This window comes from Achromobacter sp. K91 (genome assembly GCF_003576205.1).
In the GTDB taxonomy this organism is placed as follows: domain Bacteria; phylum Pseudomonadota; class Gammaproteobacteria; order Burkholderiales; family Burkholderiaceae_B; genus Achromobacter; species Achromobacter aegrifaciens.
The window spans coordinates 16389-38866 of the sequence record NZ_QWFB01000048.1; the positions used below are offsets into that span (position 1 = coordinate 16389).

The 22478-nt window shown below is 66.9% G+C and carries 22 protein-coding genes; 13 read left to right on the forward strand and 9 right to left on the reverse strand.

Annotated features, from left to right (window positions below):
* The first annotated feature begins 6 nt into the window (after positions 1-6).
* Genes DXK93_RS23125 through DXK93_RS23135 form a run of 3 tightly spaced genes read left to right on the forward strand, consistent with a single transcriptional unit; the run spans position 7 to position 2739 of the window.
* Entirely contained in the window at positions 7-999 is a 993-nt protein-coding gene (locus tag DXK93_RS23125) for an ABC transporter permease (RefSeq protein WP_054456168.1), read from the forward strand.
* Positions 992-1978, forward strand: a complete 987-nt coding sequence (locus DXK93_RS23130; protein ID WP_199728324.1) for an iron chelate uptake ABC transporter family permease subunit — start codon at positions 992-994, stop codon at positions 1976-1978. The genes DXK93_RS23125 and DXK93_RS23130 overlap by 8 nt, the downstream gene beginning before the upstream one ends.
* The gene (locus tag DXK93_RS23135) at positions 1975-2739 is read left to right on the forward strand and encodes an ABC transporter ATP-binding protein (RefSeq protein WP_119451240.1); all 765 of its coding nucleotides are present in this window, start codon (positions 1975-1977) and stop codon (positions 2737-2739) included. The genes DXK93_RS23130 and DXK93_RS23135 overlap by 4 nt, the downstream gene beginning before the upstream one ends.
* On the opposite strand, the gene DXK93_RS23140 is transcribed toward DXK93_RS23135, so the two are convergent.
* The 3 genes from DXK93_RS23140 to DXK93_RS23150 form a co-directional block, all read right to left on the reverse strand.
* Positions 2736-4847 (reverse strand): 5'-nucleotidase C-terminal domain-containing protein, encoded by a 2112-nt coding sequence (locus tag DXK93_RS23140; RefSeq protein WP_199728325.1) that lies wholly within the window; start codon positions 4845-4847, stop codon positions 2736-2738. The two genes, DXK93_RS23135 and DXK93_RS23140, sit on opposite strands and share 4 nt — an antisense overlap.
* 97 nt (positions 4848-4944) lie before the next feature.
* Positions 4945-5763, reverse strand: coding sequence for a hydroxyethylthiazole kinase (thiM, locus tag DXK93_RS23145; RefSeq protein ID WP_119451241.1), 819 nt, complete (start codon positions 5761-5763; stop codon positions 4945-4947).
* A gap of 15 nt (positions 5764-5778) precedes the next feature.
* Positions 5779-6510, reverse strand: coding sequence for a GntR family transcriptional regulator (locus tag DXK93_RS23150; RefSeq protein WP_088141226.1), 732 nt, complete (start codon positions 6508-6510; stop codon positions 5779-5781).
* 218 nt (positions 6511-6728) lie between these two features.
* Between DXK93_RS23150 and DXK93_RS23155 the strand changes: the two genes are divergently transcribed.
* The 9 genes from DXK93_RS23155 to DXK93_RS23195 all read left to right on the forward strand — a co-directional run bounded on the left by DXK93_RS23155 (position 6729) and on the right by DXK93_RS23195 (position 14604).
* Complete coding sequence (locus DXK93_RS23155) at positions 6729-7598, forward strand: fumarylacetoacetate hydrolase family protein (protein WP_119451242.1); 870 nt, start codon at positions 6729-6731, stop codon at positions 7596-7598.
* Entirely contained in the window at positions 7591-8589 is a 999-nt protein-coding gene (locus tag DXK93_RS23160; protein ID WP_054456180.1) for an ornithine cyclodeaminase family protein, read from the forward strand. The genes DXK93_RS23155 and DXK93_RS23160 overlap by 8 nt, the downstream gene beginning before the upstream one ends.
* A 59-nt stretch (positions 8590-8648) precedes the next feature.
* Entirely contained in the window at positions 8649-9749 is a 1101-nt protein-coding gene (locus DXK93_RS23165) for a cupin domain-containing protein (protein ID WP_119451243.1), read from the forward strand.
* A 35-nt stretch (positions 9750-9784) separates the two neighbouring features.
* A complete protein-coding gene (locus DXK93_RS23170; RefSeq protein WP_054456184.1) occupies positions 9785-10276 on the forward strand; it encodes an aromatic-ring-hydroxylating dioxygenase subunit beta in 492 nt (163 codons plus the stop codon).
* Between the two features lie 22 nt (positions 10277-10298).
* Positions 10299-11567 carry an aromatic ring-hydroxylating dioxygenase subunit alpha gene (locus DXK93_RS23175; RefSeq protein WP_054456187.1) on the forward strand — a complete coding sequence of 423 codons (1269 nt, stop codon included), beginning with the start codon at positions 10299-10301 and terminating at the stop codon, positions 11565-11567.
* 2 nt (positions 11568-11569) lie between these two features.
* On the forward strand, positions 11570-11890 hold the full coding sequence (locus DXK93_RS23180) for a non-heme iron oxygenase ferredoxin subunit (RefSeq protein ID WP_054456189.1): 321 nt from the start codon (positions 11570-11572) through the stop codon (positions 11888-11890).
* A complete protein-coding gene (locus DXK93_RS23185; protein WP_119451244.1) occupies positions 11887-13110 on the forward strand; it encodes an NAD(P)/FAD-dependent oxidoreductase in 1224 nt (407 codons plus the stop codon). Before DXK93_RS23180 ends, DXK93_RS23185 begins: the two co-directional genes overlap by 4 nt.
* 8 nt (positions 13111-13118) lie before the next feature.
* Positions 13119-13538, forward strand: coding sequence for a nuclear transport factor 2 family protein (locus DXK93_RS23190; protein ID WP_054456194.1), 420 nt, complete (start codon positions 13119-13121; stop codon positions 13536-13538).
* A 112-nt stretch (positions 13539-13650) separates the two neighbouring features.
* Positions 13651-14604, forward strand: coding sequence for a tripartite tricarboxylate transporter substrate binding protein (locus DXK93_RS23195; protein WP_119451245.1), 954 nt, complete (start codon positions 13651-13653; stop codon positions 14602-14604).
* Between the two features lie 66 nt (positions 14605-14670).
* Here the strand turns inward: DXK93_RS23195 and DXK93_RS23200 are convergent, their stop codons facing one another.
* The 5 genes from DXK93_RS23200 to DXK93_RS23220 form a co-directional block, all read right to left on the reverse strand.
* A complete protein-coding gene (locus DXK93_RS23200) occupies positions 14671-15540 on the reverse strand; it encodes an ABC transporter ATP-binding protein (RefSeq protein ID WP_054456198.1) in 870 nt (289 codons plus the stop codon).
* Between the two features lie 15 nt (positions 15541-15555).
* Entirely contained in the window at positions 15556-16365 is an 810-nt protein-coding gene (locus DXK93_RS23205) for an ABC transporter permease (RefSeq protein ID WP_054456200.1), read from the reverse strand.
* On the reverse strand, positions 16362-17225 hold the full coding sequence (locus tag DXK93_RS23210) for an ABC transporter permease (protein ID WP_119451246.1): 864 nt from the start codon (positions 17223-17225) through the stop codon (positions 16362-16364). Before DXK93_RS23210 ends, DXK93_RS23205 begins: the two co-directional genes overlap by 4 nt.
* A gap of 9 nt (positions 17226-17234) precedes the next feature.
* Complete coding sequence (locus DXK93_RS23215) at positions 17235-18344, reverse strand: ABC transporter substrate-binding protein (RefSeq protein WP_119451247.1); 1110 nt, start codon at positions 18342-18344, stop codon at positions 17235-17237.
* Positions 18345-18461: 117 nt separating this feature from the next.
* Positions 18462-19985, reverse strand: a complete 1524-nt coding sequence (locus DXK93_RS23220; RefSeq protein WP_054456203.1) for an amidohydrolase family protein — start codon at positions 19983-19985, stop codon at positions 18462-18464.
* Positions 19986-20276: 291 nt separating this feature from the next.
* Between DXK93_RS23220 and DXK93_RS23225 the strand changes: the two genes are divergently transcribed.
* Positions 20277-21137, forward strand: a complete 861-nt coding sequence (locus DXK93_RS23225; protein ID WP_158598569.1) for a DUF2272 domain-containing protein — start codon at positions 20277-20279, stop codon at positions 21135-21137.
* A 23-nt stretch (positions 21138-21160) separates the two neighbouring features.
* Here the strand turns inward: DXK93_RS23225 and DXK93_RS23230 are convergent, their stop codons facing one another.
* The gene (locus tag DXK93_RS23230; protein ID WP_119451249.1) at positions 21161-22375 is read right to left on the reverse strand and encodes a benzoate/H(+) symporter BenE family transporter; all 1215 of its coding nucleotides are present in this window, start codon (positions 22373-22375) and stop codon (positions 21161-21163) included.
* Positions 22376-22478 lie beyond the last annotated feature (103 nt).

Consider the following 22478-nt stretch of genomic DNA (forward strand, 5'->3'; position numbering starts at 1 on the left):
TCGCGGGTGAGTTGGCGGCAGTCGATAGGCGGTTGGGGCGGGCTGGCGGCGGCAGTGGGCTTGCTGCTGGCCCTGTGCGCGGCCAGCGTCAGCCTGGGCGCGGGGCAGCTCAGCCTGTCCGCGCTGTGGGGCAATGGCGACGAGGCCGAGCGCGCCTGGCGCCTGCTGATGGTCAGCCGCATTCCCCGCACGCTGGCCTTGCTGCTGGCCGGCATGTCGCTGGCGGTGGCGGGGCTCATCATGCAGATGCTGGTGCGCAACCGCTACGTCGAACCCACCACGGCCGGCACCGTGGAGTCCGCCACACTGGGCATACTCGTGGTCACGCTGCTGGCGCCGGATACGCCCGTGATCGGCAAGATGCTGACGGCCACGGGCTTTGCGCTGGCGGGCACCCTGCTGTTCCTGGCGCTGCTCAAGCGCGTACCGCTGCGCACGCCCTTCATCGTGCCGCTGATCGGCCTGATCCTGGGCGGGGTGATCCACGCCGCCACCACCTTCGTCGCCTACCGCTACGACCTGCTGCAGTCGCTGCACGCCTGGACCACGGGCGATTTTTCCGGCGTGCTGCGGGGACGTTATGAACTGCTATGGATAGGCTTCGGCCTGGCCTGCGCGGCTTACGCGGCGGCCGATCGCTACACCGTGGCCGGCATGGGCCGCGAGTTCGCCGCCAACCTCGGCTTGAACCATGCGCGGCTGACGCTGGCCGGACTGCTGATCGTGTCGGCGATTTCGGCCGTGGTGGTGGTGACGGCGGGCGGCATACCCTTTCTGGGCCTGATCGTGCCCAACGCCGTCAGCCTGGTGCTGGGCGACAACATGCGTCGCTCCATTCCCTGGGTGGCGGTGCTGGGCGGCGTGTTCGTGCTGGCCTGCGACGTCATCGGCAGGCTGGTGATCCATCCCTACGAGATTCCCATCGGCACTGTGGTCGGCGTGCTGGGCAGCATCCTGTTCCTGTGGCTGTTGCGCACGCGGAGGAACCGGCTTGGCTGAACTCGCCATCTCCGCGCCGGCGCCGGTCCGTGCGCCGCAAACCTGGCGTCTGTGGCTGCTGGGCGCTCTTGCGCTGACCTGCGCCATCGCCTTCATGACGCTGGGCGCCAACGGCCAGTGGTCCTTCGTGATTCCGTTCCGCGGCGCCAAGCTGGCGGCGATGCTGCTGGTGGCCTATGCCGTGGGGGTGTCGTCGGTGCTGTTCCAGACGATCACCCACAACCGCATCCTGACGCCGGCCATCATGGGCTTTGACGCCCTGTACCTGCTGATACAGGCCGTGGTGGTGTTCGGCTTCGGCCAGGCGGCCACGGCCGCCAGCCATCCGGTGGCCGCCTTCCTGCTGGAGGTCGGCGCCATGACGGCGTTCGCCTGCCTGCTGTTCCGCTGGCTGTTTTCGGACGCGGTGCGCAGCCTGCACCTGATGATGCTGGTGGGCATCATCTTCGGCCTGTTGTTTCGCAGCCTGTCCAACTTCGTGGTGCGGCTGATCGACCCCAATGAATTCCTGGTGTTGCAGGACCGCATGTTCGCCAGCTTCAATACCGTGCGCGTGGGTTTGCTGCCGATCGCGCTGGCCGCGGTGTGCGCGGCGTCGCTGCTGGTGTGGCGCATGCGGCGTCGCTACGACGTGCTGGCGCTGGGCCGCGACATTGCGGTGAACCTGGGCGTGGACTATCGCCGCACGCTGATGCTGACGCTGGCCGCCATCGCGGTGCTGGTGTCGGTGTCCACCGCGCTGGTGGGGCCGGTGACATTCTTCGGCCTGCTGGTCAGCAACCTGGCCTATCAGGCCATGGGGTCCGACCGGCACCGCCACACGGTTCCAGCGGCCGTGCTGCTGAGCGTGATCTTCCTGGTGGGCGGCCAGACGCTGCTTGAACGCGTGCTGGGCCTGAATACCACCGTCAGCGTGGTGATCGAATTCCTGGGCGGGCTGATGTTCCTCGTCCTGATCCTGCGCAGGGGGCGCCGATGATAGAGATCCAGCAAGTCAGCAAGCAGTACGGCGACAGCGTGGTGGTCGACGACGTCAGCCTGTCGCTGCCCGCGGGGGGCGTGACGGCCATCATCGGTCCCAATGGCGCGGGCAAGTCCACGCTGCTGTCCATGGTCAGCCGGCTGCTGCCGATGTCGGCGGGCCGTGTGCTGGTCGAGGGCCTGGACGTGACCCGGGCCGACAGCCGCGAACTGGCCCGCCGCCTGGCCATCCTGCGGCAGGATAATCACTTGCCGCTGCGGCTGACGGCGAGGGACCTGGTCGCGTTCGGCCGCTATCCGCACACGGGCGGCCGCCTGACGCTGGACGACAAGGCCCACATCGACCGCGCCATCGCCTACCTGAACCTGGAGCCGCTGGCCGACCGCTACCTGGACGAGATGTCGGGCGGGCAGCGCCAGCGCGCCTTCGTGGCGATGGTGCTGTGCCAGGACACGCGCTACGTCCTGCTGGACGAACCCCTGAACAGCCTGGACATGAAGCACGCCGTCGCCATGATGGGCACCTTGCGGCGCGCGGCGGACGAGCTGGGCAAGACGGTGGTGCTGGTGCTGCACGACATCAACTTCGCGTCCACATACGCGGACCGCATCGTGGCGATGCGGGCGGGGCGCATCGCGCATCAGGGGACTCCGGCCGAACTGGTCCGGCCGGAGGTCCTGAGCGAACTTTACGAGCTGCCGATCGAGGTGCACGAGATCGGCGGCCGGCGCATCTGCGTCTACTACCGCCAGCCTTAGCGGCTGAGGTCCACCGCGTAGCGCGACAACTGGGTCACGGAGTCGGGCGTGGCGTCGTGCACCGTGACGTTGTCCACGCCATGCGCCGCGGCCATGGCCAGGGTGCCCGGCACCGACGAAAACACCACCGGGCCGGCCAGGGCGCCCACCCGCGCAAAGCGCCAGCTGCGGTCCAGGCCGTAGGTCGCCAGATCCAGGTCCGGGTGCTTCCTGATGTAGCTGATCAGCACGTCGCGGCTGGCGTCCGGGGCTTGCAGCACGATGTCTCCCTTGCCGCCGGCCAGGCCGGGGAAGTCGCCGCCGCCGCTGGCGCGGTAGTTGTTCGTGACCACCAGGAACTGCGCGGCGGGGTCTAGCGGCGCGCCCTGGTACGTCAACTTCGTGATGCGCGAGCCCTTGGGGCGGGTGACGTCGATTTCATACCGCAGGGCATTGCCCGCGGCATACAGCACGTCGAAGTTGAAGGTCGGGAAGCCCGTGTCGATCAGGTCCTGCGGCGCGACCTGGCCCGGGTCGATCTGCCTGAACTGCTCGGCAGTCTTCTCCAGCCACTGGCGCACGATGTCGCCGCTGACCCGCACCACTTGCAAGGTGTTCGGGTACAGGTAGAGATCGGCGGCGTTATTGATGGCGATGTTGCCCTGCTTTACGTAGGTGAAGTCGCCCGGACCGTTGCGTCCGCCCTTGAAGGGCGCAGCCGCCGACAGGATGGGCAGGGCGGCGTATGACGGCTTGTTCTTGGCGATGTAGTCCGTCAGATAATCGATCTGCGCCATGTTGACGATCTGCAGCGCCGACACGTCGCCCGCCAGCGCGTAATAGGTCGCCATGTCGAACCGGCTTTGGCCGATGGGCGTTTTGACATAGGAAATGGTGGCGGCGTGTTCAGCCTGCACCAGCTGTTGCACGGCGGCATCGGGTTCGACGTAGGTCGCGGGCGTGGCGCCGTTCTGTGCGGTCAGGCGCGTGGAGATGCGCTGCACGCGCGTGGCGTCCTTCTGCACCTGCCAGCCTTTGTCATAGGCAAGCTTGAGCGTGATCTGGCCGAGGTTGTTGCCCCATTGGCCGGCCTGCACCGCCGGCATGCCGTTGATCAGGCCCTTCTCCAGATTTATGCCGGGCTGGCCCGCGAATTGCGACTTGGCATTGGTGTCGGGGAACAGCAGGTGCTGGTGGCCGGTGATCAACGCATCGATACCGGTCACCTGGCTCAGGTAGCCGGCGCCGTTCTCCATGGCCGGGCTGTACTCGGTGAGCATGTCGATGCCGCCATGCGCCAATGCCACCACCAGGTCCGCGCCGGCCGCGCGCATTTCCGGCACGTAGCGCTGCGCCGATTCCTTCCAGCCGGCGACTTCCACGTGGCCTTCCAGATTGGCCTTGTCCCATTGCAGGATGGGCGGGGGCGCAAAGCCGATCACGCCGACTTTCAGCGCGACCTCGATCTGCTTGCCGTTGGGGTCGGTGGCCTTGAAGGTCTTGTTCAGCAGGACCCAGGGCTTGAAGATGGGCTGTTTGCTGGCGGCGGACACCACGTTGGCGGAGACGAAGGGAAAGCCCGGCGCCGCGCAGTCCTTGGCGCCGGCGGAATTGGTCTGCGCCGTGCCCTTGCCGATGCCGGCCAGCCCGAAGTCCGTATTCGTGACTTGCGACAGGAAGGGCAGGCCGTAGTTGAACTCGTGGTTGCCCAGCGTGGCCGCGTCATAGGCCAGCAGCTTCATCTGCTTATAAATCGCCAGCATGTCGCTGCATTGCACCGGCGCCACCAGCGCCTGGTAATCGGACAGGGCCGTGCCCTGGATGGTGTCGCCGTTGTCGAACAGCAGGGTGTTGGCGTTCTCTTTGCGCGCATTGGCGATCAGCGTGGCCGTGCGGTCCACGCCGTAGCTTTTGTCCTCGGCCAGCTTGTAGTAGTCGTAGCCCAGCACGTTGGCATGCAGGTCGGTGGTGCCGAGGATGGCCACGTCCAGCGTGGAGCCTGCGGGCACGCTGGCCTGCGGCGGGGTGTCGGGCGTGTCGTCGTCATTGTCGCCGCCGCAAGCGGCCAGGCTTGCCAACAACGCGGCGCTGGCGGACAGCGCAAAGAGCTTTCCTAGATTCGGCTTCACCGTCTTTCCTCCGGGTTTGAAGGAAAGGAATTCTGCGCATGGCGTGTGACCCGGCCGTGACACGGCCGCGCCACGGTGCGGGGCAGTCGTGCCGCGTCTAGCGCAGCGGCGATTCTTTGATGAGGTCGCCGGTTTCCAAGGCCGCAAGCGCATCCAGGAAGCGCCACGCAAACGATCCGGGGCCTTGCGCCAGCTCGCCGGCGCGTTGGCCCGCGATGGCGAAACACGACAGGGCGGCGACCGCGGCGGAAAACGGGTCGTTGCGCGACACCGCGGCGCACGCGCCCACCAGCGCCGTCAGCGCGCAGCCCGTGGCGGTGACGCGCGGCATCAGGGGTGAGCCGCCCGTGATGCGGACGGCGCGCGTGCCGTCCGTGACGTAGTCGGTCTCGCCCGTCACCGCCACCACTGTCGCGCGGCTGGCGGCGATGGCATGCGCGGACTGCTCCGCCTGCGAGACCGCGTCGCGCGAGTCCACGCCCTTGCTGGCGCTTTGGCCGCCGGCCAGCACGATGATCTCCGAGGCATTGCCGCGAATGATGGCGGGCCGCAAGTCCAGCAGGCGCTGCACAGCGTCGCGGCGGAATGCGGTGGCATGGTGCGCCACCGGATCCAGCACCCAAGGTATGCCGGCTTCGTTGGCCGAGGCGGCGGTCAGCAGCATGCTGTCCAGCCAGGGCGAGGACAGGGTGCCGATGTTGATCACGACCGCGCCGCAGACGCGCGCGAACTCGGGCGCTTCCTCTTGCGCGTGCACCATGGCGGGCGAGGCGCCCATGGCCAGCAGCACGTTGGCTGCGGTGTTCATGGAAACGAAATTGGTCAGGCACTGCACCAGCGGCGCGTCGCGGCGCAGGGCGGCGACCAGGTCGCGCGAGATCAGCGCCTGGGTGGAAAGGTCACGAATGGATTGCATGCCGTAGGGTCCTGTTTATGCGCTGACGTCCGACAGTCCAGGCTGCGCGGGCAGGGCGCCGCGCAGCGATTCCAGCAGCACGCGCTTGTTTTCGCGGCTGCGGTAGGCGTGTTCGCGCATCAGGTTTTCGGCGCGCACGGCCTCGCGGCGCGTGATGGCGCGCAGCAGGTCTTCGTGGTCCGCCTGCGCGCGCAGCACGAAGGGCGTTTCAAGCAACGACGGCGTGGACGGCAGGGTCAGCGCGGCCGGGCCGGCCAGGGGCGTCTTGTTGTTGTGTTCCAGCGCCGACAGGAGCGCGCGGTTGCCCGCGGCTTCGCACAGGATCTCGTGAAAGCGCCGATTGATCTGCCCCCAGGCGCGCGCATCCACCGTGGTATTGGGATCGCGGCGGGCGGGCGCCAGCAGCGCGCGTCCTTCTTCCACCGCTTGCGACAGGCGGTCCAGCACGTCCTGCGAGGCGCCGCGCTCGGCCAGCAGGCGGGCGGCCATGCCCTCGAGCACGCCGCGCACGTCCACCGCGTCGCCGATTTCATCCACCGTAAACGCCCGTACCCGGAAACCGCGCGAAGGCAGCCGTTCCAGCAGGCCCTCTTTTTCCAGCTCGGTCAGGGCAATGCGCAACGGGGTGCGCGACACGCCCAGGCGCGCTGAAAACTGCAACTCGACCACGCGTTCTCCGGGTTGCAGGACGCCCGAAAGCACCATGTCCCGGAGTTCGGAAATGACTTTATCGATTTGTGCGGCCATAGAGAGGAGGGGGGGCTGGTTCCGGTCTGTGAGGGCTTTCAGTGTACCGTCAAAATTGCATGCAATAGTAAAGAAAAAAACCTTTATGACCTTGCGATTTATCAAAATTGCATGCAATAATTCGGAAAAACAGCGATTCAAGTGCGGTTGAAGCGACAAATGCATGCAAAGAAATCCGTCAATGCATGCCATAAGCCGCCGCAAGCACAGGAGACAACATGAAGCTCGTCAGCTTCGTTCAGGCAGGCCGTAGCGCCTGGGGCGTGGTGCGCGGCGCCGAAGTCGTGGCGTTGACCCAGGTCTGGCCCGACATGGTCGCGGCGCTGGAGGCAGGGGTGGAACAGATTGCGCGCGCCGCAGAGACGGCCGGCCAGCCCTGTATGCCCTTGGCCGGGCTGCGCCTGCTGCCCCCGGTCGTGGCGCCGCGCAAGATTCTCTGCGTGGGCCTGAACTACGGCCGCCATGTGGCCGAGGCCGGACGCGAACTACCGGCGCACCCCTCGCTGTTCGCGCGCTTTGCAGACAGCTTCGTCGGCCACGGCGAGGCGGTGTGGAAGCCGCAAGCCTCCGATCGCTTCGATTACGAGGCCGAACTGGCCGTGGTGATCGGCAAAGGCGGCCGCCATATCGCCGCCAAGGACGCCCTGGCGCACGTGGCTGGCTACACCTGCATGGCCGAGAACTCCGTGCGCGATTTCCAGAAGCACAACGCGCAGGTGACGCCGGGCAAGAATTTCGAGCGCAGCGGCGCGCTGGGTCCCTGCCTGGTCACCGCCGACGAGATCGGCGACCCGGCCGGCCTGGAAGTCATTTCCCGCCTCAATGGCGAGGTCATGCAGCACGGCCAGGTGTCCGACCTGATCTTCCCCATCCCCGAGCTGATCGCCTACATCAGCAGCTTCACCCGCCTGTCGCCGGGCGACGTGATCGCTACCGGCACGCCCGAAGGTGTGGGCTCCAGCCGCAAGCCGCCACGCTTCATGAGCGCCGGCGACACGCTGGAAGTCGAGATTCCCGGCATCGGGACGCTGGTCAACACGGTGGCGGACGAGCCCGCCGCCGACGAACAAGGAGACGCGCATGTCTGATGCGCTGCGGTACCTGACGGAACGGGACGTGGTCTCGGTCCTGGATATTCCCAAGGCGATCGAAGCCCTGCATGCCATGCTGGTCGCGCAAGGGCGCGAACAGGCGCGCAACCTGCCCAAGGCGCTGGCGACCTGGGGCGACGGCAGCTCGATGCATGCATTGGGTTCGGTGCAGACCGGCGCCGGCGGCTACGCGGGTTTCAAGACCTGGGTCCATACCAAGAGCGGCGGAGGCTCGCTGTTCAGCCTGTTCGACGCCGAGTCGGGATTCCTGCGCGCCGTAATCGAGGCGCGCGCGCTGGGCATGCTGCGCACCGCGGCGATCAGCGGAGTCGCCACGCGCGCGCTGGCGCCGGCCGACGCCGCCTGTGCCGCGCTGATCGGCACTGGTCCGCAGGCCGTCACCCAATTGGCCGCGCTGGCCGCCGTGCGCGACCTGCGCCGCGTGCGCGTCTACAGCCCCACGCCGGAGAAGCGCCGCGCCTTTGTCGCCAGCGTGCAAGGCAAGTATCGATTCGAGGTCGAGGAAGCGGCCAGCCTGGAACAGGCGCTGGCCGGCGCGGAGATCGTCACCTTGATCACGCGCGCCGTCGAGCCTTTCGTGGATGCGGCCATGCTGGCCGACTGCAGGCACCTGAACGCCGTCGGCGCGATCCTGCCGGCCAAGGCCGAATTCGCGCAGGACGTGTTCGAACGCGCGGACCGCGTGGTGGTGGACGACCTGGAGAACGCCCGCCGCGGTTCGCGTGAACTGCGCGAACGCTTTGGCGCCGACGGCGCGCCGTGGCAGGGCGTGGCGGTGCTGAGCGACTTGCTCGCCGCCGGCGAGGGCCGCCCGCAAGGCGCGCGGCTGACGATCTTCAAGGGCATGGGCATGGGCCTGTCCGACCTGGCGATGGCGCGCGTGGTGTATGAACACGCCCGCGACCACGGCCTGGGGGTCGCGCTGCCGCCCCAGACCCGCGAGAACCTGCTGTTGGCGCAGCCCTGATACCGAATTCGCATAACCGTACAGCCGGCGCGAGGCGCCGGCCGCAAGAGGAGACATACATGTTCGTCGACGTCAGCGGCGCCAGTCCGCGGGAACAAAACAAATGGCCGTCCATCGTCATCCCCAAAGAGGATATCGATCTTGAGATCGCGCGCCTGATCGACGCGCCCCGGCCGGACAACGGCCGCCGCGCTTCCCTCATCGTGCACCCGGAAGCCACCGCGCCGGGCCTGGGCCTGGCCCCGGGAACCGACGTCACCATCAACGTGGTCAATCCGGGCGAAAGCACCTTCAACCTGCGCAAGAACTCCAACATGCTGGAGATCTGTATCAGCGGCGAGGGCGTGGCCACGGTGGCTGGGCGCGACATCCGGGTCGGGCACTGGGACGTCTGGAACACCCCCGCCATGCAGGTGCATTCCTATCGCAACGAGGGCAAGACGCCCTGGGTGCGCCTGTCGTATTCCAATGCGCCGCTGCTGGAAAAGCTGGAGATCCACTACGTCGAGGAGTTCGAGGGCAGCGTGCCGCCGGCCGACGCCAACACCAAGCCGGTGCCGCCGCGCGCGCCCGACGCGGCCCGTTCGCGCGACCTGGCCCTGCGCGAGCAGATCACGCCCGAGGGCGCCTGGCTGCTGGGCTATGAATGGCTGATCGACATCGACGTGCTGGAATCCAAGGCCTTGCACTGGCCCTGGGCCGCGGTGTCGCGCCAACTGCCCAGCGTCGAGGACATGGCGCGCGGCTATAACGGCCGTCGCCTGTTCGTGCTGTACAACCCAGCGACCGAACGCCGCATCGGCACCACGCACAGCTTCTTCGCGACGATTTCCTCGTCGCCGCCGGACAACCACCATGTGCCGCACCGCCACAGCTCGTCGGCCATCAACTACTACCTGCGCGGCAACGGCTACAGCAAGGTCAACGGCACGCGGCTGGACTGGAAGGCGGGCGACCTGATCCTGTCGGCGCCGGGCTGGGCCATGCACTCGCATCACTCGGGCACGGAAACCACCTCCGCGCTGACGGTGCAGGACCATCCGCTGCAGATCGCCATGGAGTCGCTGATCTGGCAGGAGCGCATGCAGGAACCCATCCTGGCGCTGGGCAGCCAGAACGGCTTCGAGAGCAACCGCGCGCAGTTGGCCGCGGCCCGATAGGACGCGATTTCCTAGAACCGATATCTGGATCCGCAATGACCATGACCGAGCTTTCCGATACCCCGTCGCTGCGCGCGCGCCTGCGGGACTTCTATGACGATTACGCCTACTGCCTGGACGAAGACCGGCTGGAGGACTGGCCTGCATTTTTCACCGAAGACTGCCATTACCGGGTGCTGTCGCGAGAGAACCATGACGCCGGCCTGCCCCTGGGCCTGATCTATTGCATGAACAAGAACATGGTGCGTGACCGCGTTACGGCCTTGCGCGAAACCACCATGTTCGAGCCGCGTTCGCTGCGTCACTTCATCAGCGGCGTGCGCGTGCTGGAAGTGCAGGGCGACCACATCGTGGCGCAGGCCAACTTCGCCGTGATGGAGTCGCTGTCCGACCGCGAGCCCACCTTGAACATGGTGGGCCGCTATCTGGACGTGGTGCGCGTAACGCCCGAGGGCCTGGCCTTCAGCCGCCGCGATTGCGTGTACGACAACTACCGTGTGCGCACTTCGCTCATCGTTCCCATCTGAATCCGCCCCGAGGATACCCATCATGACCTGTACCCACAGCACCGCGCCAGAGGCTCCGGCGGCGGCTCCCATCCATATCGAGCGCCGCTGGCCCAAGGAAGGCTATACGCGCATCCCCAACTGGGTCTACACCGATCCCGCCATCTTCAAGAAGGAGATGGACGTTTTCTTCGGAGGCAAGACCTGGAACTACGTGGGCCTGGAGTGCGAAGTGCCCGAGGTTGGCTGCTACAAGCGCAACTGGATCGGCGACCGCCCCGTGGTCATGGTCCGCAACGCGGAAGGCGAGATCAACGTGTTGGAAAACCGCTGCGCGCACCGCGGCGCGCAGATCTGCTGGCAGAACACCGGCAAGGTCGAGGACTTCACCTGCCCGTACCACCAGTGGAACTATGACCTGAACGGCAATCTGCAGGGCGTGCCGTTTCGCCGGGGCGCCATGGGCAAGGGCGGCATGCCGCGCGACTTCGATCCCAAGCAGAACGGTATCCGCAAGCTGCGCAGCGTGAATCGCGGCGGCTCGATCTGGGCCACCTTCGCCGAGGACGCGCCCAGCTTCGAGGACTATTGCGGTCCGGAAGTTCTGGCGGAAATCGACCACATGCTGCCGGGCAAGCCGCTCAAGCTGCTGGGCTACAGCCGCCAGCTGATCCCCAGCAACTGGAAGATGTACCTGGAGAACCTGAAGGATCCGTACCACGCCACGCTGCTGCACACCTTCTACATCACCTTCGGCCTGTGGCGCGCGGACTCCAAGTCCGAATGCATCCCCACCGGCGGCGGCGCGCACAGCGTGATGGTGTCGCACAACGAGGGCAAGAAGAAGACCGAGGCCACCACGGAAATGAGCCGTTTCCGCGACGACCTCGAATTGCTGGACCTGGAAACCGTGACGCCGCGCGCCGAGTTCAACCGCGGCCGCGTCGGCGGCGCGTGGGTGTTCCCGGCCGCGCAGTTCGGCATCCAGGCCAACTCGCTCAAGACCCGCCACGTCATTCCGCGCAGCCCGACCGAGCACGAACTGGTGTTCACCTATTACGGCTACGAAGACGACGACGAGGAGATGACCCGCCTGCGCCTGAAGCACGCCAACCTGCTGGGTCCGGCCGGCTTCGTGTCGATGGACGACAGCGAAATGCTGAACCAGGTGCAGATCGGCGTCACCGGCTATCCGGAAGAGCGCGGCATCATCGAGATGGGCGGCCGCGATACCGAGCCCGCCGACTACATGGTGACCGAGGTGCTGATCCGCTCCTTCTACGATTACTACCGCAAGGCGATGGGGTTGTGAGCATGGATACCTGGAAACCCGTGGCGATGGTGTCGGACATTTCCCCCGACACCGGCACCCTGCGCGTGGTGCATGAAGGCGAGGGCGTCTGCCTCTACAACCTGCAGGGCGATATCTGCGCCACGCAGGACCGCTGTCCGCACGGCAACGCCAGCCTGGCCGACGGCTACCTGGAAGACGGCACCATCGAGTGTCCGCTGCACCAGGGCGTCTTCGACATCCGCACCGGCAAGCCGCAATGCCCGCCGGTCACGACGGACCTGCGCCGCTACGAGGTGCGGGTGGAGTCGGGCACGGTCTACCTGAAGGCGGAAGCCGCATGAACTCCGGCGCCATCGTGGTGGTCGGCGCGGGTCAGGCCGGCGGCTGGGCCGCGACGACCTTGCGCGAACGCGGCTACGAAGGCCGCATCGTGCTGCTGGGCGATGAGCCCCACGCGCCTTACGAACGCCCGCCTTTGAGCAAGGCGGTGCTGGGCGGCCAGGCCGTGCCCGAAAGCACCGAGCTGTTTTCGGCCGAGCGGCTGGCGGCGCTGCGCATCGAGTTCCAGCCGGGCGTGGCGGCGACGCGGCTGCGCGTGGCCGACAGGCAGGTGGATACCTCGGACGGCGGCAGCATCGCCTACGACAAGCTGATCCTGTGCATGGGCGGCAGGCCGGTAGTCCCCGCGCTGCCCGGCGTAAACGGTCCCGGCGTGCACGTGCTGCGCACCCGCGACGACGCGCTGCGCCTGCGCGCCAGCCTCGGCCCGGGCAGCCGCCTGGTCGTGGTCGGGGGCGGCTGGATCGGGCTGGAAGTGGCGGCGACGGCGCGCCAGTCCGGCAGCGCCGTGACCGTGCTGGAGCAGGGGGCGCGGTTGTGCGCCCGCAGCGTGCAGCCTGCGGTGTCGGCGCACCTGGCCGCGCTGCATGCCGCCCATGGCGTGGACTTGCGCTTGAACACCGGCCTGCGCGCGGTGCTGGCGCAGGCGGACGGCCGCCCCGTGGCGGAACTTGCCGACGGCACGCGTCTGGATGCGGACGCCATCGTGCTGGGCGTGGGCCTGCGGGCCAATGACGAATTGGCGCGTGATGCCGGCCTGGCCTGCGAACGCGGCGTGCTGGTCGACGAGTACTGCAGGACCTCTGCCCCGGACGTCTATGCGGCAGGGGACGTCGCGGTGCTGACGGCCGAGGACGGCCATGCGCGCATGGAATCGTGGCAGAACGCGCAGGACCAGGGCACGGCAGCCGCGCTGACAGCCTTGGGCCTGGGCGAACCTTATGCGCCGACCGGCGCCGTCTGGTCGGAGCAATACGACGCCATGGTGCAGATCGTCGGATTCCCGGGCCTGGCCCGCAGCGAAGTGCTGCGGCCGCAGGCAGGGGAGCGCGCCTTGCTGTCGGTGGCGCTGGACGCCAGCGGCCGCGCCGTGGCTGGCGTATCGGTGGATGCGGCGCGCGATTTCCGCCAGCTGCGCAAATGGATCGCGCAGCGTGCGGCCCTGGACCCGGCGTTGCTCGAGCGGCCCGACGTGCCGCTGGCCAGCGCCCAGATCGGATGAGGATTGCAATGGAAAACCCGATTTTGCCCATGCTGGCCAAGACGGCCTGCGAATCCGTGGTGCTGGAGTTCTTCCACGCCCTGGACACGCGGCGTCACGAGGCCGCGGCCGCGCTGATGGCCGAGGACGGCGTCTGGCAACGGCAGGGACGCCGGCTTGCCGGCCGCCAGGAAGTCCTGCAAGCCCTGAATGCCCGCGCGCCCGAGCGCAGCACCTGCCATGTCATCACCAATCTGCGGCTGGTCGAGCTGGCCGGCGCGCGCGCCACCGTCGGCTACTTCCTGACCGCCTACGAAAGCGTGCCCCATGAACAGGGTGGCGCGCCGCGCCTGGTGGCCATCCGCGAATGCCAGGACGTGCTGGTGGAGACGGACGCCGGCTGGCGGCTGGCCGACAAGAGCAGCCGCCGTCATCTTCCGCCCGAATGACGGGCCTCGAATCGATACCAACCCACGCGTCCGGACCATTCAAAAAGCAGCGGACGCGTACCGTAAATACCTCAGGAGACAAACCGTGAAACCCTCAAGAATCTTGCATTGCATGCTGGCGGCCGCATGTGCCGCCGTCGTGTCCGGCGCCCAGGCGCAGCAGGCCGACTGGCCGAACCATCCGATCACGCTGGTGGTGCCGTTCGCGGCCGGCGGCGGCGGCGACACGCTGGCGCGCCTGGTCGCGGAGCCGCTGTCGCGCGAACTCGGGCAGTCGATCATCGTCGAGAACCGCCCCGGCGCGGGCGGCAATATCGGCACCTCGATCGCGGCGCGCGCCAAGCCCGACGGCTATACGCTGTCATACGGCACCAACGGCACCCAGGCCACCAATCACTGGCTGTACAAGTCGCCGGGCTATGCGCCGTCGGACTTCGAGCCGATTTCGCGCTTTACCGTCATTGCGGCGGCGCTGGTGGTCAATGCCACGGACGAGCGCTTCAAGACCCTGCCGCAGCTGCTGGCCTACGCCAAGGCTAATCCGGGCGAACTGACCTGCGGTTCCGCCGGCAATGGCACGTCCTCGCACCTGGCCTGTGAATTGTTGAACCAGATGGCCGGCACCAAGGTCATGCACATTCCCTACAAGGGCGGCGGCGCGGCCATGACCGATCTGCTGGGCGGGCGTATCTCGTTCATGATCGACGTGATGCCCAACGTGTCGGGCCAGATCGCGGCGGGCAAGCTGCGGGCGCTGGGCGTGACGACGCCGGACCGCGTGGCCTCCAATCCGGACATTCCCACGATCAGCGAAGCGGGCCTGAAGGGCTATGAGTTCTTTGCCTGGGACGGCCTGTACGCGCCCAAGGGCACGCCGGCCGCCGTGCTGGACAAGCTCAACGCGGCGGTCAACCGCGCGCTGCAACAGCCGGAAGTCCGCAAGATGCTGGAGTCTCGGGGCGCGATTCCTGCGCCCACGTCGCGCCAGGCGCTGGCGGAGTTCGGCGCGGAAGAGTATGCGCGGCTGGGGAAGGTCGTGAAGGTGGCGGGCGCGTCGATCGATTGAGCGGCTGACGCCTGAACCAACCAAGCCGGGGGCGCGTGCCGCCGGCTTGCTTTTGTGCGCAAGCAGCTACCAGGCCATGCGCAAGCGTCCCAACGCGGGCAATGCTCCCACTGTCGCCGCCAGGCCGCCAGGCGGCGGCTGTTCTTCATGGCGGGTCACGCGCCCGTCCGGATCGAGAAAATCGCTCAGCACGTCGTCGCGCAGGCGGATGAAGCGCGGATCGCTGCGGTTGCGCGGATGCGGCAGATCGACGTCGACGATGCGGCGGATGCGCCCCGGGCGCGGCTGCATCACCACCACGCGGTCGCCCAGGAACACGGCTTCCTCCACATCGTGGGTGACCAGCACCATGGTGATCTGCTCCTGCTGCCAGATGCGCTGCAACTCGTTCTGCAGGCGGGACCGCGTCAACGCGTCCAGGGCGCCCAGCGGCTCATCCAGCAGCAGCACGCGCGGACGGTTGACCAGGCCGCGCGCGATCGCCACGCGCTGCGCCATGCCGCCCGAGATCTGATGCGGGTAGGACTTCTCGAAACCCTGCAAGCCGACCAGCGCGATGTGCTCGGCCACCAGCTCGTGCTTTTCTGCCTTCGAAAGCGGCGCGTTGCGCAGCGCCGCCGCGATGTTGCGTTCCACGTTCAGCCACGGAAACAGGCGATGGTCCTGGAATACGATGCCGCGGTCCAGGCCTGCGCCGCGCACCGGGGCGCCGTCCAGCAGGATCTGGCCGGAGTACTCGCCGTCCAGCCCCAGGATCAGGCGCAGCAGCGTGGACTTGCCGCAGCCGCTGGCGCCCACGATGCTGACGAAATGCCCGGCGGGCACGTCGAGGTTGATGTCCTGCAGGACCTGCAGCGCTTCTGCGCCGTCGCCCGGGCCGGCATAGCGCTTGCCCACGCCGCGAATGTTCAATTCCTTGCCGAAGATGCTCGTCATTCCTTTCCTGCTCCATCAGGCGGCGCCGTAGCGGTGCCGCGCCAGCCTGCGCTCCAGCGCGCGGGCCAAGGCGTTCATGGACCAGCCCACCAGGCCGATCACGAACATGCCGAAGATCACCAGGTCCATCTGGAAGTGTTCGCTGCCTTCGATCAAGGTGTTGCCAATGCCGTGGCCGGCCACCAGCAGATACTCCGCGCCTATCGTCGCCAGCCAGGAGTAGATCAGCGCCAGGTATACCCCGGTGAAGATCGAAGGCGCGGCCGCTGGCAGGACCACATGCAGCAGCGTCTGCCAGCGCGAATAGCCGAACACGCGGGCCACTTCCAGCAGCGCCGTGGGGGTGCTGCGTATGCCGTCGCAGGTATTGACGACCACGGGCACCAGGGCGGCAAGCGACAGGAACGTCACTTTGGCGACGTCGCCCAGGCCGAACCAGACCGAGATCAGCGGGATCCAGGCAAACAGCGAGATCTGCTTGAAAGTGTTGAAGCTGGGACCCACGATGCGGTTGAACAAGGGCAGCAGGCCCAGCAGCGCACCCAGTATCAGGCCGAGCGCGGTGCCTATCGCGAATCCGGTGAATTCCCGAGCCAGGCTGGCGCTCAGCGCGCGCCATAGACGGCCTGAGGAGATCTGGCTGGCCGCCGTCTCCAGCACCTTGCCCGGCGACACCAGCAGCGGCGTGGATACCCAGTCCAGCCGCGCCAGCGCCCACCAGGCCAGGATGGCGGCGGCGGGCAGCACCAGGCCGCGCCAGCGCGCGCGCAACCAGGCGCCTCCGCGTCGGACCACGGGAAGCGTGGAGATGGACGCCGCGCTCATGCCCGGGCTCCCGTGGATGCCGCGCCCAGGCGGGTGGCAGCCTGGCCGCCGCCCGCGCGGGCTTCGGCCAGGTCCAGCAGCTTGTCGATGGCGTAGCCGATGGCGCCCACCACGATCACCGCCGCCATCACCAGGTCCAGCTGGAACAGCTGCCGGCCGTAGACAATCAGGTAGCCCAGACCTTCGCTGGACGCGACCAGCTCCACCACCACCAGCGACAGCCAGGCCTTGGTGAAGCCCAGCCGCAGGCCGGTGAAGAGCGTGGGCAGGGCGTGGGGCAGCACGACTTCCAGCACCTGCTGACGGCGCGTGTAGCCGTAGACGCGGGCCACTTCCAGCAGGCTGGCGGGCGTTTGCCGGAATCCCTGCAAGGTGTTCAGCGTTACCGGCACCAGCGCGGCCTTGGCGATCAGGATGTACTTCAATGGCTCGCCTATGCCCACCAGCAGCAGCACGAAGGGCAGCCACGCCAGGACCGGGATCTGCACCAGCGCGTTGAAGGTGGGCAGGATGTAGGCTTCCAGCGGACGCCACAATCCCATCGCGGCGCCCAGCGCCAGGCCCAGCACGCTGCCGGCTGCGAAACCCACCAGCACGCGCTGCATGCTGGCCTGCACATTCAGCCAGAGGTCGCCGCTGCTGTAGAGGTCCTGCAAGGTAAGCCAGACGAAGTGGGGCGAGGGCAGCACCTGCGGCGAGATCCAACCCTGCGACGCGCCCAGCTGCCAAAGCGCGAGCAGCGCCAGCGGCAGCAGCCAGGGCAGCAAGCGGCTGCCGGCGTTGCGCAGCAGCGCGGCAGGCGCCAGGCGAGCGCCACGGTGCGCGGACGCAAGCGGGGCGCTCAGTGTGTTCCCGGACATGGCGGCTCCTTATCGCGCGGCGGCGGCGCTGGCCTGGCGCTCGCTGGCGGCAGGCTGGCCTTGCGCATTGAACGCGGTCCAGCGGGCGGCAAGATTTGCCTTTTGCAGCGCGGCATTGAGGTAGCGGGGTTCGAACCAGCCATCTACGCTCACGGGACGGCGGATCAGCTTCAGTTTCAGCGCGTCGTCCGCCACGGCCTGGTAGCGCGCTGCGAGGAACTCGTCCAGCAGCGGCGAATTGCGCACGGCCAGCACTTCGCCGTCGAACTCCGCCTGCCAGGACGCGTAAGGCGTGCCGCTGCGCGCCCAGATCTTGAAGAGCGCGTCCCGGTTCTGCTCGTCCGAAGACCATTGCGCCGCACGCACGAACACGTCGACCACGCGTTGCACGGCTTCGGGGTTCTCCTTTTCGAAATCCTCGCGCACCAGCAGGGATGCCTGGCGCGTGAACGAGGGGTCCTGACCCTTGGTTGAGTAGATGATGCGCGCCAGCCCTTGGTCGCGCAGCTTGAAGTACTCATAGCCGCCGAACGCCGCATCCACGCCGTTGGAGACCAGCGCCGCCTGCGCGCTGCCGGTGTCGAGGTTTACACCCTTGATGTCGCGTTCGGTCAGCTGGCGCGAGGCCAGCACGTTGATGGCGACCAGATGGCCGTTGGTGCCGCGGAAGATCGAGACCTTGCGGTCCTTCAGGTCTTCCAGCGATTGCAGCGCGGAGTCCTTGGGCGTGGAGACGTACAGGTTGTTGCGCACGCCGCTGCCCAGCAGGATGCGGGTCTTCAGCCCGTTGGAGCGGCCTACCACCGACGGCAGGTCGCCCTGGTAGGCGAAATCGATCTGCTTGTTCGAGAGCGCTTCGTTGACCGCGGGGCCCGCGCCCTTGAAGAACAACCATTGCACTTCGGTGCCGGTGCCTTTGAAGGCCTCTTCCAGCCAGTTGTTGGCGCGCGCCACGCCGCCTGGCGAGCCGCCCCAGGTGATGGGGTCGCCGCCGCCGGCGGTCGCCACGCCGATGCGGACCACGTCGGGCGCGGCCAGGGAGGCGAGGCTGACAGCGCACAAGGCAGCGCCCAGCATCAGGCGTGAGATCAGGCTGAGGGGGGATGGCAGGGTGCGCATGGTTGTTCCGTATATCGATGATGAAAGACAGGTCCGGGCGGGCAAGCGCCGGCCGCGGACAGGGCCAGGCGCCCGCCGGCATGTGCCGGCGGGCGGGATTGCAGGTATGCGATAAGGTCAGGCCGCGCGCTTTTCTGCGTGCGCCTGCAGCTTCTGCTCGATGCGCGTGCCCTTGAAGAACTCGGGGTTCGCCTGGGTGTAGAAGCGGTAGGGGTTGTCGAACACCAGGGCCTTGAAATCGGCCGCGGAGATCACGCCGTCTTCCACCAGGTCCCAGCTTTCGGCCAGCGGCTCGGTCAGGTCCGGCACATCCCAATGGCCGACGTCGGACGACCAGATCGCGTTGAGCTTGGTGTTCAGGGGATTGGCGCGGTCGTTGAAGGCCGCGCCTATGGTCCGGTCGTCGGCCTCCGATCCGAAGTAGAAGCTGTCGACCCAGCGTTTGCGGATATCCTCGACGCTCTCGATGCCGGCCGCGGCGAAGTCGTCGAGTTCATCGCCTTGCGGTTCGCGGCTGTGGTGCAGCGCCGAGATGCCCAGGCTGTCGCGCAGCAAGGTGTCCTTGTTGAGCTCGCGTCCGTTGAGCAGGCTGGCGCCATAGCGTTCGAACAGGTCGGCCAGCAGCTCCACGTCCGCGTTGGCCGGGTTGTACTGCTGCACGGCGTTGCGATTGCGCTTTTCCCAGCGGTCCACCAGGTGCGCGTATACGTGCGCGCCCCAGTCCGCGCCGCCTTCCAGCAAGGCCACGCGCAGGTTCGGAAAGCGCCGCGTCACGCCGCCGAAGAAGAGCGCCTTGGCGAAGGCCTGGGAACCGTCGGCGAAGTGGCCGATATGGTTGAACATGTAGTTGCTGATGGAGTGGCGCCCGGTCCAGCCCTGGCTGCCGTAGTGGGTGGCCAGCGGCACGCCCAGCTCCACCGCCTTGGCCCAGAACGGATCGTAGTCGTACTCGCTGTCCAGGCCGAAGAAATCCACGTAGGACGCATGGCGCGCGATCTCCGGGAATTCAGCGGGCGGATACTTGTCGGCGATGGCCTTGATCGGCCGCCGCACGCCGCCGGGGATATTGGCCACCTTCAATCCCAGCGTCTTGACCGCGAATTCGAGTTCCTCGATGGCTTCCTGCGGCGTATTCAGCGGAATGCCCGCCACGGGCGTCAGGCGGTCGCTGTACTTGCGGTACTGGTCAGCATGGAAGTGGTTGATGGCGCGATGCAGCGGCTGACGGTACTCGTCGCCAGCGCCCAGCGGCGCCAGCACGTCGTTGGGGAACAGGATGGAGTAGTCCGAACCCTGTTCCTCCAGGCGCTCGTACAGCAGCTCGGGCAGCGTGACGGTCGCCAGGTCCAGGGTATTGCGCGTGACGCGCGCCCACCAGGGCGAGCGCAGCGTGCGGTTGCGCTGCCGTTCTTCCGGGGTCTGCTGGTACCAGTCCTTGCCCTGGGACTTGGTGGCAAAGCGCGAGCCCTGCGTCTTGCGCAGCACGTCCACCAGCTTGGAGCCGCCATAGTGCTGGATGTAGTCCTCCAGCACGGGCGCGTAGTCGTTGACGTGTACGTCGGTATCGATCACGGGATAGTCCAGCTTCGCCTTGATTGCGGCGGAGCGGGAAGCCTGGGTACGGTGCAGCCGGTCGTTCATGCGGGTCTCCGAGAGTGAAACGGACGCGGCGCCTTGCGGATTCGGCAAGGCCGGCGCGGACAGGTCACAGTACGGGAGATGACCGCCCGGCCAAACGACCGATTCGCAATTTCCAACTAAGTGATGTGCTTATGGCATTTGGGGAGACTCTCGGAATTCCGGCATCCCCATATCTTGTGCGGATGGTATCTGCGGCTGCGCCTCTCATGCGACCGGAGGAGGGCTTGTCGGAACGTTATCGCGTACTGTCGGGTCACGCAGCCAATGTCCGAGCAGATCGGGGAGCGTCTCATGAAGCGTTTCGTCAGTGTCGAAGCCGTCAACCTGCGGTCCATTCCCAGTACCGAGAACAACACGCCTATCGGTAGCATGACCCTGGGCCAGGAGGTGGAGGATCTGGGAGGCGCACCCGCGGGGTGGCACCATGTTCGGACGAAAATGGGCGGCTTGACCGTCGAAGGCTATTCGGTCGATGGCCTGGCGGATTCGAAATTCAAGTGGGCCCCCACTGCCAAGCAGCCAACGCTGCGGCCACTCGATACTCCGGCTCGCGAGGCGCTCGTGGCAGCGGCAGTGGAACAGTGGCTACGATTCGACAAAGGGCGGGGAAAGGAGACCGTCGAACCCTATAGCACTTACATCCACGAGATGTGGAAGGCGCTGAAAAGGAATCTGACCGGAAAGGACACCGGCTATCCCTGGTCGGCCGTCGCCATTTCCCTCATGGTGAGCAATGCGGCGAAGACCATCCCTGAATTCCAGGCATTCAAGCGGTCCGTCGGTCACGCGGCCTATATGTGGGATGCCATCAAGAAGCGGGCGAGCGAGGACCGGTCAGCGCCGTTTTGGGGCGTACGCATAACGGAAGAAAAGCCGCAGGTCGGCGACATCGTCGGCAGTTGGCGGGACAAGCCCTACACGTTCGATCAATATCTCGCAGCCTCAAAGAATCCGGAAGCTCCCAGCCATTCCGACATCATCGTGGCGGTAGGCACCGAGGTTGCGTTGGCCATAGGGGGCAACGTCAGCCAGTCGGTCTTCGTCACCGGGTATCAGCTGACGGCCGATGGCAACATCGCGAAGAACCAACGTTTCCTCAAGGGAAAACTGGTCGGAGAAGCTATCGTCCTGATGAAGAACCGAATTGATTGAGGGGCGCTGTTGCGCAGGCGATCTCAAGCCGCCGACTGCTTCGCAAAGTCCCCGCGCTCCAGGATGAAGCTGGTCGCCACGCCGAACACCACGCCCCAGAAGGGCGCGCCGATGCCCAGCAGCGGCAGGCCGCCCAGCGTCACCAGGAAGGCAACCAGGGCGCCCAGCGTGAAGTGCTGGCGGAACGCGGTGTGGAATGCGCCTTGCAGGATGCGCAAGAGCGCCAGTCCCGCCAGCGTGGCGACAAAGGCCGCGGGCGTGGCCAGCAGCGCCTGCGTGACCAGCGGGGAGAACAGCCCGAACACGATCACCATCACCCCGAGGAAGACCGCGGCCAGCCAGTGCCGCGACGCGTTGGCGCCGGAGGCGATGATGGCATTCGACGGCCCGGCCAGACAGGTGGAGACGCAGCCCAGGCAGGCGGTCAGCGCCGAGAACACGCCACAGGCATTGGTGATGGCGTTGACCGGCGGGCGGTGCAGCGAGTTGCGCAGCACGGCAATGCCTTGCGCGTTCTGCACCGCGATCACGGTCACGGCCAGCGGCAACACCAGTTCGAACGCGGCGCCCCAAGAGAATACCGGGGCGTAGAACTGCGGGCTTGCCAGCGAGGTCGCGAACGTCACATGTTCCAGCGCGGGCGTCCTGCCCGTGAACGCCAGCGTGCATACGCCGGCGATGAGCGCGCCGATGATGGGCGAGAGCCGCTTTTGCACCGCGGGGAACAACGAGACCGCGAAGAAGGTCGCGGTCATGGCGCCAGCCAGCCACGGATCGGAGGCGAATGATCGGATCCAGTCCAGCGCGAAGCTCAGAAAAACGCCCGCGACCATCCCCATGACGATGGGCATGGGGATGCGGTCCATGATGGCGCCGACCCAGCCGGTCAGCCCCAGTACCAGCATCAGCGCGGCGGTCAGCAAATAGGCGCCGACGACCTCGGCAAAGGGCAGGTGTTGCAGGGCGCTGGCGACCAGCACCGCGCCCGGGATGGTCCACAGGAAGGCGAGCGGCTGCCGGTAAATGGCGGACATCACGATGGTAAGGATGCCGTTGAGCACGAAGGCCGCAAAGATCCAGGAGGCGAGGGTGGCCTGGCTGAGTCCCCCTTTCACGCCCGCGCTCAGGATGATCGCTACCGGCGCGGACGCGGAAAACAGGAAAGCGACGAAAGCGTTGGTCAGCTCAGTCGCCGGGAACGAGGGCGAGGCGGCTGGGATCGTTTCTGGAGGGGCCATGGACTTATCTCATTAATGAGTGAAGCATTTTGCCGAGCACCGAAACAATACAGGAAATATCGCGTGCGGCGGCACCCTGGCTGCGCTTGCGCCCAGCCGAGGT